This is a genomic window from Corynebacterium sp. HMSC05E07 (assembly GCF_001807225.1).
GTDB classification, from domain to species: Bacteria; Actinomycetota; Actinomycetes; order Mycobacteriales; family Mycobacteriaceae; genus Corynebacterium; species Corynebacterium singulare.
In genome coordinates, this window is sequence record NZ_KV788245.1 from 1 (window position 1) to 12,415 (window position 12,415).

Here is a 12,415-nt window from a genome sequence, read left to right on the forward strand (position 1 = left end):
AAGTACCTTCACCACAAGTACATCGCTGACTACCGTTCGAGGAACTAAGTGAAGCATGTTTCTCTTCGGCTGGTCGTCTACAAGTGGCTAGAGAAAGCAACCACTTCTTCATTCAGCCGCTGCATCAGACACTCTCTTCTTCCGATGACTTTGCGTGTTACCGGACCAACTTTGCTGGCTTCGCGATATAAGTAGTCGCTTGTCCACAGTCCACGCTTGGAGTCCATTCCAGATGGAATGTGCTCGTAGCCAGTGACATAGGCCCCACGCTTATGCGGCTCTTCCGGTTTCAGAGTGCGTAGTGAGGTGAAGTTGGCCACGACGAGTTCAGCGGGTCACGGGCCTGACCCCCGACGTGTCTACTTTCCGGGGGCCAGGCCCCACCTCCACACCAAAACCACATACAAATGGTCCCTTTGTTGAATAGAGGGACCAGTGTAAAGGGACCATTTGCGATGAGGTTGGCGCAGGCTAGTTGTTGAGCGGCTTGCGGGTCGCAGCCATGTGCTTGGCGCGCTCGACATTGGCTGGCAGCATGACGAGCGGCACGTCGTACTCCACCTCGCGCTCGCAGAACTCGGTGAAGCTGAGTGAACCGGAGCCGGTGTACATTTCCGCGAGCTTAGCCACGATGACGTGGTCGTTCTCGGTGGTGCCCTCGATGGGCCAGTCACGGTCGAGGGCAGCGTCGCCGGAGTACATGTCGATCTGGTTGTCGGCAGGTGGGGTGTACGAGCCTGCCAGGTTGCCGGCCTCCTGCAGAGCGCGGGCCAGAACGTGGTCGTAGGACATGAGCACGACATCATCCGAGGAAAGGAAACCGGCCTTCTGGGCCTCGAAAGCCGAGGAGAAGTTGCGTGCGGAGGCGATGAAGTCGAATGCCTTCTGGTGATAGTCTTCAACGCCGGCGGCTTTGAGACGCTCCAGCGAGGAGATGGTGCCTGTCCAGCCAGGATAGAGGCCCACCGTGCGCTCCGGGAAGCCGAGGCGGGTATCGGCGTGAGCCACGATGCGGTCGCAGGCCAGGGCGGTTTCGAAGCCGCCACCCAAGGCCACTCCGCGCACGGCAGCCACGACCGGAACTGGGGCGAACTTGAGTGCACGCAGGGTCTTCGAGCCATCCGCGATGAGTTCTTGAACACGTGCAGCAGAACCGGATTCGCCGGCGGCAGCGATGGATCCAAGATCGGCGCCCGCGCAAAAGACCGGCTTATCGTTGCCGATGACCAGTGCGACGAGGTTCTCCGAGGACACAGCACCGATGGCCGCGCGGACGACTTCGAGGGCCGGGGTTGGCATGGAGTTCATCGGAGTGTGTAAATCGATGATGCCGATGCGCCCGGCCGACGTCGAGACCGCGTGGACCGCGCCAGCGTCCAGGGAAACGATGGTCTCCGTGTCGAGTGAGGCCAAGGTCGCGACACCCTCACGCGGCGCGAGCTCCTGACGCGAACCGGAAGAAGAGAGCACCGAACCCTTGCCGTAAAAACCACCAGCCGAAGCCGCGGCGGAGACCAAGGCCGGAACGTTGGAGCCGTAGGCGGAGGCGACCCAGTCGATCCCGATGGCGTCGGCAAGCGTGAAGATGCCCTTCTTCCAGCCGAAGCCCAAGGTCAGGCCTTCGTCGATGAGGCCCACGTGGTCAGCGATATCAGGTGCGACCTCGCAGCAGTATGCCAGGGTGTCGAGGAAGACCGCGCGGGCAAAGCGGCCGCCCGGCGAATCGGTCTCCATGACCTCGCGCGGATCCTTGAGGCCCACGACCGGGTCAGTCGGCTGCGTGCGCGGCACGTATTCATAAGACTCGTTGATGACCTCGTCACGGCCGCGGTAGAAGCCACCGTCACCGGTACGGCCCGTGAGGCCACGCTCTACTAGGCCTTCGATGAAGGAGTCGTCCCCGAGGGGAACCTCCAGAAGCGGGTCACCCGCAGGCAGGGCTGTCTCCAAAGACGTCCAAATCGGCTTCACCAGCTGCAGACCGATGTAGTCGAGCAGTCCGAAAATACCGGTGCGGGGGATGCCGAAGGCGCGGCCGAAGGCTGCGTCGGCAAGCTCGTAGCTCACATCGAACTCGCGGGCACGGGCCACACCGGCGGCCATCCAGTAGCAGCCCACGCGGTTAGCAATGAAGCCCGGGGTGTCGCGGCACTCGAGCGCAATCTTGCCCAGGGTCTGTTCGATGGTCGTGCGCAGCGTGTCTTCCGTCGAGCCGGAGGCGATGAGCTCCACCAGACGCATAATCTTCGGCGGGTTGAAGAAGTGAGTAATGGCGAACTTCTCGCGGCGAGTCTCCGCGACGCCCTCGAGGAGGGATTCGAGCGGCAGGGTAGAGGTGTTCGAGCTGAGGATGGCGTCCTCGGACAGGTGCGGCTCGATGGCCTCGTACAGGGAGTGCTTTGCGCCCAGGTCCTCGAAGATGGCCTCGATGACCCACTCGCGGTCCTCCAGCAGCGCGTAATCATCGCTGGCGGTGACGCGCTCAGCAAACTCCGGCAGGTGGAAACCTTTACGCTTGAGCTGGATATCGACGCCCTTTTGAGCGCCCTCCACATTCTGGTCCAGCAGGACCACGTCCATGCCGGCGGATGCGCAGAGTGCGGCGATGCCGGAACCCATAGAACCTGCGCCGATGACGGCTACCTTGGTGATGCTCATTTACTTAGCTCCATTCTCAATAATCATGGCGATACCCTGACCGCCGCCGATGCACATGGTGACCAGGCCGTAGCGCTTGCCCTGGTGGCGCAGTGCATAAGCCAGCTTGGTCAGCAGGATGACGCCGGTGGCACCCACCGGGTGGCCGTGGGCAACAGCGCCGCCGTAGACGTTGGTCTTGGCCGGGTCGAAGCCCAGCTCGTCTTGAACGGCGATAGCCTGGGCGGCGAAGGCCTCGTTGGATTCGATGAGGTCAATGTCCTCCAGCTTCAGGCCGGCCTTGTCCAGTGCCTTCGGCACGGCGGCGATGGGGCCAATACCCATGCGCGTCGGGTCCACGCCCGCGATGGACCAGGACACAATCTTCGCCAGCGGGTCCAGGCCGCGCTTGTCCACTTCCTCCGCAGTAGCCAGCACCGCGGCGGCTGCACCATCGTTGATGCCGGAGGCGTTGCCGGCGGTGACGGTGCCGTCCTTGACGAAGACAGGCTTGAGCTTTGCCAGCTTATCGACGTTCGTCTCCCGCACTCCCTCATCAAAGTCCAGTTCGCCGACCGGGACGATCTCCTCTGCATGCACGCCTTCCTCGCGGGCCTTGGCGGCGCGCTCCTGCGATTCAGCAGAGAACTCGTCCTGGCGCTCACGGGAGATGTTGTTGTCCGCGGCGACGTTTTCCGCGGTGACGCCCATGTGGCCGGTGCCGAAGGGGCAGGAAAGTGCGCCGGTGAGCCAGTCATAGAGCTTGCCATCACCCATGCGCTTGCCAAAGCGCGCGCCTTCGACGGAGTAGGGTGCGTTGCTCATAGATTCCGCGCCGACGGCCAAGGCCAAGGAGCCGTCGCCAGACTGCAGAAGCTGGGCGGCGCTGATGACGGCTTGGACGCCGGAGCCGCAGAGGCGGTTAACGCCCATCGCGGTAGAGGAGTCCGGCATGCCGACGTTCTTGGCGATAGCGCGCGAGAGATACAGGTCCTTCGGCACCACGGGCATGACATTGGAGGCCACGGCGGTATCGAGGTCCTCGCCCTTGAGTCCCGAACGCTCAATAGCTGCTTCTGCTGCGAGCGAGCCGAGCTCGGTAAGGGAAAGGCGGGCGAGGCTTCCACCGAATTTGCCGATGGGCAAGCGTGCAGCGCCCGCGATGTAGATGTCCTGAGTCATGGGTTCCTCCGTGGGTTATACGAATGACTATTAGTTAACTCCGTATCCTAGGTCACTTTTCCGTTCCGTGCAATGTCCCGTCACGTCCGGGGTGCGGGTGCACCCGACCTCCGCGCTATTTACAGATTGTTGAACAACCTCTATGCTTTCACCATTCAGCAATGCGACCTGCGTCACGAAAGGTTCTCTCTAGTGAGCTCTGAATCAACTAACGCCTCTGCGGTTCCAGCTTCCGGCCAGGAGACCCAGCAGGCGAAGCCGCCCAAGGGGATCGGTGCCATGGCGGGCGCCATGTTCCTCATGGCCACCTCCGCCATTGGCCCAGGCTTCCTTACCCAGACTTCGGTCTTTACCGTCAAGATGGGTGCGGCGCTGGCCTTCGCTATCGTGCTGTCGATCATCGTGGACATCGCCATTCAGCTCAACGTCTGGCGCGTCCTCGCTATCTCCGGCATGCGCGCCAACGAACTGGGCAACACCGTCCTCCCAGGCCTCGGCTGGTTCATGGCCATCATGGTCTTTATCGGAGGCATGGTCTTCAATATCGGCAACATCGCCGGTTCTGGCCTCGGCCTCAATGCACTCCTCGGCATCGAAGCACGCTGGGGTGGCGTCATCGCCGCTGCCATTGCCGTCTTCATCTTCCTGTCCAAGCGTGCCGGCGTGGCTCTCGACCGCATTGTTGCCGCCCTTGGCGCGGTGATGATCCTGCTGATGCTCTACGTCGCCATCGTCTCCCAGCCGCCGGTGGGCGAGGCCCTGAAGAACACCGTCATGCCGGAGTCCGTGGACTTTTTCGTTATCACCACGCTGATTGGCGGTACCGTCGGCGGTTACATCACCTTCGCCGGCGCCCACCGCCTTATCGATTCTGGTCTCTCTGGCCCAGAGAACGTCGGCGCGATTACGCGAACTTCCGTGCTGGGTATCATCGTCACCGGCATCATGCGCGTTCTGCTCTTCCTCGCAGTCCTCGGCGTCGTCGCCACCGGCGTAGCGCTGTCTGAGGACAACACGGCTGCCGACGCCTTCTACAACGCCGCCGGCGAGTTCGGCCTCCGCGCCTTCGGTGTGGTCCTCTTCGCTGCTGGTCTGTCCTCCGTTATCGGCGCCTCCTACACCTCAATTACCTTCGTGACCACGCAGAAGGTCTCCCCGCGTACCCGCAACTTCCTCACCGTCGGCTTCATTGTTATCTGCACCATCCTGTTCGTCATCCTCAACTCCGCCCCGCAGAAACTGCTCATCTTCGCTGGCGCGTTCAACGGCATCATCCTGCCCATCGCCTTCGCCATGGTCATGTGGGTCGCCTTCTGCCGCCATGACCTGACCCACGGCGTCAAACAGCCGCTGTGGCTGCTCATTCTGGGCGTGCTGGCCCTAGGGCTGGAAATTGTTATCGGCGTTAGGTCGTTTTCTGGAATCGTTGAACTGTGGGCATAATGCAGAACCCGGCCGAGGTGCGTACCTTTGCCCGCACGCACGCCATGGCCACGACTGCGGGCCATGCGCGCGGCTTTATGCAGGCCAACCTTATCGCCCTGCCGCGCGAGTACGCCTTCGACTTCCTCCTTTTTGCCCAACGCAATCCCAAGCCGTGTCCCATCGTCGGGGTGCTGGAAGCCGGCGAATACACTTCTGACCTCATCCCGGGCGGGGACGTGCGCACGGATATCCCGGCCTACAACCTCTATGAGGACGGCCAGCTCACGCATACGCTTGCCGACGCCACCCCCTTCTACTCCCCAGACATCATCTCCTTCCTCATCGGCTGTTCCTTTACCTTTGAGAACGCGCTGCTCGATAACGGCATCCCGCTCGCCCACATTGATCAGGGCCGCAACGTGCCGATGTATCGCACCACCATTGCCACGACTCCCGCCGGGATTTTCTCTGGACCGATGGTGGTGTCCATGCGCCCCATTCCCGCGAGCCAGGTGTCCGATGCCGTGCGCATCACCTCCCGCTACCCCGCCGTGCATGGAGCGCCTGTCCACGTGGGCGACCCGGCCGCCATCGGCATCGAGGACCTATCGCAGCCCGATTTCGGCGACGCCATCGATATTCCCGAGGGCACCATCCCCGTCTTCTGGGCGTGCGGCGTGACCCCACAAGCCATCGTCATGAACTCGCGGCCTAGCCTCGCCATCACGCATGCCCCAGGAAAAATGCTGGTCACTGATATCCCGGACCGCGACTACCTCATCCCCTAAACACCGCCCATTCGGGTGTTGGGCGAAAGGGCTAGGCGGCCCCGACACTGTGGTCCCCTCACTTTGGTCCCCTTAGTTTGGTCCCTTGTCGCTGTAAAGGGACCACGTGGAGACCCAAAATCCGGGATATATGGTCCCTTTTCGCTGTAAAGGGACCGGAGTAAAGGGACCTTTTGGAAATGCTGTGCGGCGGGAAGCAACGGGACGGCTGATATGGCCTGCGACGAGGCTAGAGCACGCGGAGAATCGAGTCCATCGCCCGCATGAGATCAGCTCGGCAGGCATCGGCGGCGGCATCGCGCTCGCCTCGGGCGATGAGGTGCGCTAAGTCGATATTGGATTGCACGTGGTCGTCGTGGATCTGCGGGTAACGCTCGAGTGTCAACAAGAAGGTCAAGCGCATTCTCGCGAGCAGGTGGGACATCGTGCGTTCGAGTGTTGAAGAGCCAAGCCCCACGACCAGCTGCTGGTGGAAGCGCTGGTTGAGAAGGGGACGGGGTGCGCCGGCTTGCACGGCGGATTCGGTAAGCCGCACAAGCTCGCCCGGGTCCGGAAACGTGCCATACCGGGCCGCGGCCGGCTCGATGGCGGCGCGGGCCAGGTAGAGGTCGCGGACGAAATCCTCGTCCGGGGTCGCTATGAAGACGCCCCGGTGGGGGATGCGCTCAACGATGCGCTCCGCCGCAAGCATGGCGAAGGACTCCCGCAGCGTATTGCGAGAGCACTCGAAGCGCTCGGCCGCGCGGACCTCGTTGAGCTGTTGGCCGGGCATGTAGTCGCCCTCGGAGATGGCAGCGCGGAGCGCGGACGCGACGGAATCTGCAAGCATGCGACTCACAGTAGCCTGCTGGCTAATTGATAGTGGCGATCACCGCGCCTGGTTCCAAGCGGTCGCCTTCCTTGGCCACGAGGGATACCTTGCCCGCGGCCGGAGCCTTGACTGAGGATTCCATCTTCATTGCCTCAATGGTGGCGATGGGCTGGCCTTCCTCGACCGTCTCGCCCTCGGCTACGTTCCACGCCACGAGGTTCGCCTCATAGGGGCAGGTCACGTCCCCGGCGCCGCCACCCGCGCTTGCCGACGCCCCCTTCGCCCCCTTCGCCCCCGCAGCCCCCGCCGCCAAGAGGTCGGCTGGGAAGCCCACGCTGACCAGCTTGCCGTCGATTTCCAGGGCAACGCGGGTGCGCTTGGCGTAGATGGCCTCCACTGGAGCAACGGCGCTCGTGGCCTGTGCGGACGGGCGGTAGTTGTGGTCGAGCCAATCGGTATAAATGCCGGCCTCGGCAGAAGAATCGCCGTGGTCGACGAGGACCTGGGAGGCCACCATGTCGCGGTGGAAAGGCAGCACGGTGCGCACGCCCTCGATGTCGAATTCTTCGAGGGCCTGCTTCGCGCGGTTCAGCGCGATCTCACGGGTCGGCCCCCAAACCAACAGCTTGGCCACGAGCGAGTCATAGTACGGCGGCACGATGGAGCCCGAGCGTACGCCCGAATCCACGCGGATACCTGGGCCAGTCGGTGGTTCGAAGCGCACGACGGTGCCCGGGCACGGCGCGAAGCCGTTGAGGATGTCCTCGGCGTTGATGCGGAACTCGAAGGCGTGGCCGTGGGCCTCAGGGTCCGATGCTTTCGCATCGGACGAAGATGAGGAATCAGACGGGGAATCTGACGCGGGAGCGTCAGATAGGAAAGACAAGGGTTCGCCGGAGGCGATGCGGAACTGCTCTGCGATGATGTCCACGCCGGTCACAACCTCGGTGACGGGGTGCTCGACCTGCACACGGGTGTTGACCTCGAGGAAGGAAATCGTGCCGTCTTCAGAGACGATGTACTCCACGGTTCCGGCACCGGTGTAGCCCACCTTGGCACAGATGGCGCGGGCACCTTCGTGAATGCCGTGGCGCTGATCGTCGCTAAGCGCAGGCGCCGGTGCTTCCTCGATGAGCTTTTGGAAGCGGCGCTGGGTGGAGCAATCGCGGGTGCCGAGGACGGCGACGTTGCCATGGGTATCGGCAAGAATCTGGGCCTCAACGTGGCGCGGGTGGGTGAGGAACTTCTCCACGTAGCACTCCGCGCGGCCGAAGGCCTCCTTGGCTTCGCGGCCAGCGGAGTTGAAGGCAGCCTCGATGTCCTCGAGGTTTTCCACCACCTTGAGGCCGCGGCCACCGCCGCCGTACGCGGCCTTAATGGCGATGGGCAGGCCGTGCTCCTCCGCGAAGGCGCGGGCCTCCTGCCAATCATCGATGGGATCGGAGGTGCCCGGGGCCAGCGGGGCGCCGACCTCCTCGGCTACGCGGCGCGCAGCAATCTTGTCACCAAGCAGCTCGATGGACTCCGGGGAGGGGCCAATCCAGGTCAGGCCGGCGTCGGCCACTGTACGGGCAAAGTCAGCGTTCTCGGAGAGGAAGCCGTAGCCGGGGTGAATGGCGTCGGCACCTGCACGCACGGCAATGTCGAGCAGTGCCGGAACGTTCATATAGGTATCCGCCGCGGAGTTACCAGGCAGGGCATAGGCTTCATCAGCCACCTGGGTGTGCAGAGCGCCGGCATCAGCCTCAGAGTAGATAGCGATAGAGCGGATGCCCAGGTCACGTGCGGTACGGGCGATGCGTACGGCGATCTCGCCGCGGTTAGCAATAAGGACTGCAGAAATCATGGTTAACCTTCAGAGTGTTTAAGCGAGTTCGAAACGGACCGTGGCTCCCGGCGGGAGCTGCGCGGCAATGTCAATGTCTTCTTCGAGAACAGTGGCGATGACGGGATAGCCGCCGGTAACAGCGTGGTCACGGAGGAAAATGACCGGCTCACCGCTGGGCGGGACCTGGACCGAGCCGGCCACCATGCCCTCCGAGGGCAGCTCACCCTGCCGGGAACGGCTCAGGCCCGTGTCCTCCGAGGGGCCAAGCAGTCGCACGCCCACTCGGTTGGACTGCGGGGTGACCGTCCACTCAGTAGACAGGAAGACATTGAGGCTATCCGGGGTGAACCAGTCATCACGCGGTCCCAGCACGCAGCGCAGAACGCCGTGCGTTTGGCCGTGTGCTCCTTCGCTGACGCGCAGCGGGTTGGACAACTGGCCGTCGGTCATGGCGGTGGAGCGGGGGAGGACACCGATGACGTCGCCAAGCCGCACCGGTGAAGGCCCCAACCCGGAGAGCACGTCCGTGGACGCCGAGCCCAGCTCCGCATCCGCCACGATGCCGCCGCGGATGGCAATGTAATTGCGCAGGCCCACCGTTGCAGGCTCGACCGTTACCGTTGAGCCCGCGGTAACCAACACGGGACGAGCCAGTGCCACGGGCATATCTTCCAACAAGACGCGGGACTGGGCGCCGGTGACGCACATGACGGCGTCGGTCAGCGCGCGCAGGCGAATACCGCCGATGTTCTCCAATACCGTGGCGCCACGCGGGTTACCCACGGCGACGTTCGCCGTGGCCGCCGCCGCAAGGTCCGCTGCGCCCGAAGGGGTGACACCCAGGTTGCCGCGGCCGGGGCGCCCCTGATCCTGGAAGAGTGTGAGCAGACCGGCATCGAGGACCTCCATGCGCGGCAGGCGCGCTGGGGTGCGGCGGCCAAATGGCGTGGTGGAGACGAAATCGGGAAGCGAACTCACCGCGCGGTAGCGCACGCGGTCACCCGGCTGCACCAGCGCGGGCGGCTGGGCATCCGACTCCCACATTGGCGTGCTCGTCGTGCCCAGCAGCTGCCAGCCGCCGGGCGACACCCGCGGATACACCGCAGAAAAACCACCGGCGATACCAACCGCGCCCGCCGGAACGGCGGTACGTGGCGTGGCTCGGCGTTCGATGTTGAAATTGTGCGCAGAATCCGCCGGAGTGCAATAGGTAAAGCCGGGAGCGAAGCCACCGAATGCGGCCAGCCACTCGGTGGAGGTGTGCCAATCAATGAGGCCCTCACGGGACAAGCCCATGAGCTCGGCGGCCTCATCCAGATCCTCGCCGTCATACAGCACATCAATCTCCACCAAGCGCGGATCCTCGCCCGCATGCGCGGTGGGGCGGAAATCCTGCAGCCTCTCGGCGGCCGCCGCGGCCGAGTTCGGGGTGGCAAACGTCAGAAGCAGCGTGGTGGCCGCTGCGATGGCGTCGACTTGGTCTTTGAGCGGCTGGGCATCGAGCGCCGCATGCCACGCCATGACCTGGGACAAATCCTCCAGTTCAATGAGTAGCGCGCGGGTTCCCACAGGGTGGATATGCATTAGACAACGCTCCGAATCTCAATACCGCGCGCCTTAAGCTCATCGACCACGCCGCGCAGGAGGGCTACCGCACCGGGCGAATCGCCATGCGTGCATACCGACTGCGCATCGACGTTGAGCACGGTTCCATCGATGGCGGTGATGGAGCCGGTTTCGGCAACGTCGAGCACGCGCTTGACGACGTCCCCCTCATCACCCATCACTGCATTCGCTTCTCGCCGCGACACCAGGGTTCCATCGGGGTTGTAATTGCGGTCTGCGAAGGCCTCACGGATAACGGTCAGCCCCTTCTTCTCTGCGATATCGACGGCCACGCCGCCCGGCAGAAGCATGACCGGCAGATCGCCGAAGGCTTTGATCCCGTCGATGACAGCGTGTGCTTGGGCCTCGTGATGAACGATGGCGTTGTACATCGCGCCATGTGGCTTAACGTAGGCGACCTTCGTACCATTGGCCTGCGCCAATGCCTGCAGAGCGCCGATTTGGTAGGTGACCTCGTCTGCCAGCTCAGCGGCGTTGTAATCAATAAAACGGCGGCCGAAGGCTGCCGGATCGTTATAGCCCACGTGCGCGCCCACCGTCACACCAGCCTCCGCGGCTGCCTTCAGCGTGCCCGCGATGGAGTGCGGGTCACCCGCATGGAAGCCAGTGGCCACGTTGGCGGAAGAGACAAGCTGGAGCATGGCCGCATCGTCGGCGACGGGGTTGCCCGCGGTGGTCTCGCCGAGGTCGGCGTTGAGGTCTATGTGCAGCGCGCTCATGATTCTCCCTACATCCCGAATTGTTGAACAATCTTAGGGTGTTTAGTGTAGCCCGCGTCACGTGCATTTGTGAAGTGTGTCCCTCATTTGCGTGAGGATGGGGGAGTGATCTGTTCCGTCCGGGCTGCGCCAAAGGCACGAGCGGTGGTGTTTCGTCGAGAGATTTGCCAGTGGTGACGCCGACGTTTCGCTGATGGTTCTCATCACAGCGGTTCACTCATCGGGTTTGCTTGGCCCACATTGACCGTATGCCCCAAACCAGATGTTCTCCATCGTTGCCATGTCGAGAGAGGAAAACGCCCGCTCCGCACGACGGTGCGCGGAGCGGGCGTGGAAGTGTCAGTCGCTACTTCTTAAAAAGGAAGCTTGATGTTGAGAGCGTCCTTGACGAACGGGAAGGCAGCTGCGATGGCAGCAAGTACGCCACCGACGATTGCAACGATGCCCAGCGTGGAGGGCTTGCCGTCCTCGGAAGACAGTGCGTCCTTAATGGAGCTCTTCTTGTCCTTGTTCTGGTCGTCGCCGCCCTTGCCAGCATCAGCATCGTCGCCATCCTTGCCGGCATCAGCGTCGTCGCCGCCCTTGCCAGCATCAGCGTCATCGCCGCCCTTGCCAGCATCAGCGTCATCATCCTCGTGCTCGTTATCGTTGGAACCGCTGTCGCTGTTGCCGGTTCCCCAATCGCCGATGTCGATAGGCTCAGAAGAGCACACGTCCGCCCCCTCCTTAGCCATCTGGAAAATCTCAGCGCGGTTTAGCGTGACGTCTTCATCGTCGGTGGCCTGCCAAAGAAACTCGCTAACTTTCTTGAAAGTGTGCTCTTTGCCATCAACGGAGGCAGTGAACTCAGCAGACGGGGAGCCGCAGTCAGCGGCGGAAGCGACGGTGGTGCCGGAAAGGGCGAGGGAACCAGTCAGGGTGGCGGCAAGCAGGCCGCGTGAAAGGGTAGACATAAAAACTCCGGGGGATAGGTAGTAAGTGAAAAAGATCGTGAAAGGTGGATTAAACCTTTCCGTTAACCGATATCGGTTGGGTTCGGAGTGTAACCCAGATCCCACGGCTGTGATTGGTGTTAGGTTAAAAACCGCGATTTTCGGGAATACTCCCCATGAACTCACAAAGGCACCCCCAATCCACGCGATGGTGGTGGGGGTGCCTGCGCGCTTATAGACGTCCCTTAGGACGTTCAAGCCTCAGTAATTAGAACGGAAGCTTGATGTTCAGGGCCTGAGCAGCAGCCGGAACAACAGCGGCGATTGCGGCGAGAACGCCAGCAACGATGCCTGCGATACCCAGCTTGGTCGGCTTGCCATCCTCGGAAGACAGCTTGGCCTTGAAGTCGTCGAAGGAGCTCTTCTCCTTGTTGTCATCGCCTTCGCCCGGCTTCTTGTTGTCGCCT

General features: G+C 62.8%; 9 protein-coding genes and 1 pseudogene. 2 read left to right on the forward strand and 8 right to left on the reverse strand.

Annotated elements, in window-relative coordinates:
• Nucleotides 1–471: 471 nt before the first annotated feature.
• A complete protein-coding gene (locus HMPREF3149_RS14030) occupies nucleotides 472–2,658 on the reverse strand; it encodes a 3-hydroxyacyl-CoA dehydrogenase/enoyl-CoA hydratase family protein (RefSeq protein WP_070537531.1) in 2,187 nt (728 codons plus the stop codon).
• Nucleotides 2,659–3,819, reverse strand: coding sequence for an acetyl-CoA C-acyltransferase (locus HMPREF3149_RS08960; RefSeq protein WP_070537533.1), 1,161 nt, complete (start codon nucleotides 3,817–3,819; stop codon nucleotides 2,659–2,661).
• Between the two features lie 279 nt (nucleotides 3,820–4,098).
• On the opposite strand from HMPREF3149_RS08960, the gene HMPREF3149_RS08965 reads away from it, so the two are divergent.
• Together HMPREF3149_RS08965 and HMPREF3149_RS08970 are read left to right on the forward strand one after the other, a co-directional pair.
• Complete coding sequence (locus HMPREF3149_RS08965) at nucleotides 4,099–5,262, forward strand: NRAMP family divalent metal transporter (protein ID WP_210385438.1); 1,164 nt, start codon at nucleotides 4,099–4,101, stop codon at nucleotides 5,260–5,262.
• Entirely contained in the window at nucleotides 5,262–6,032 is a 771-nt protein-coding gene (locus tag HMPREF3149_RS08970; RefSeq protein WP_070537537.1) for a putative hydro-lyase, read from the forward strand. The genes HMPREF3149_RS08965 and HMPREF3149_RS08970 overlap by 1 nt, the downstream gene beginning before the upstream one ends.
• Before the next feature lie 229 nt (nucleotides 6,033–6,261).
• On the opposite strand, the gene HMPREF3149_RS08975 is transcribed toward HMPREF3149_RS08970, so the two are convergent.
• The 6 genes and pseudogenes from HMPREF3149_RS08975 to HMPREF3149_RS09000 form a co-directional block, all read right to left on the reverse strand.
• Nucleotides 6,262–6,861: a GntR family transcriptional regulator gene (locus tag HMPREF3149_RS08975; RefSeq protein ID WP_070537538.1), complete on the reverse strand. Its 600-nt coding sequence runs from the start codon at nucleotides 6,859–6,861 to the stop codon at nucleotides 6,262–6,264.
• A gap of 22 nt (nucleotides 6,862–6,883) precedes the next feature.
• Nucleotides 6,884–8,689, reverse strand: a complete 1,806-nt coding sequence (locus HMPREF3149_RS08980) for an acetyl/propionyl/methylcrotonyl-CoA carboxylase subunit alpha (RefSeq protein WP_070537540.1) — start codon at nucleotides 8,687–8,689, stop codon at nucleotides 6,884–6,886.
• 18 nt (nucleotides 8,690–8,707) lie between these two features.
• Nucleotides 8,708–10,255: a 5-oxoprolinase subunit B/C family protein gene (locus tag HMPREF3149_RS08985; protein WP_070537541.1), complete on the reverse strand. Its 1,548-nt coding sequence runs from the start codon at nucleotides 10,253–10,255 to the stop codon at nucleotides 8,708–8,710.
• The gene (locus HMPREF3149_RS08990; RefSeq protein ID WP_070537543.1) at nucleotides 10,255–11,016 is read right to left on the reverse strand and encodes a 5-oxoprolinase subunit PxpA; all 762 of its coding nucleotides are present in this window, start codon (nucleotides 11,014–11,016) and stop codon (nucleotides 10,255–10,257) included. Before HMPREF3149_RS08990 ends, HMPREF3149_RS08985 begins: the two co-directional genes overlap by 1 nt.
• 353 nt (nucleotides 11,017–11,369) lie before the next feature.
• Entirely contained in the window at nucleotides 11,370–11,969 is a 600-nt protein-coding gene (locus tag HMPREF3149_RS08995; RefSeq protein WP_070537546.1) for a hypothetical protein, read from the reverse strand.
• A 247-nt stretch (nucleotides 11,970–12,216) separates the two neighbouring features.
• A pseudogene (locus HMPREF3149_RS09000) lies at nucleotides 12,217–12,415 on the reverse strand (hypothetical protein); the annotation flags it as partial.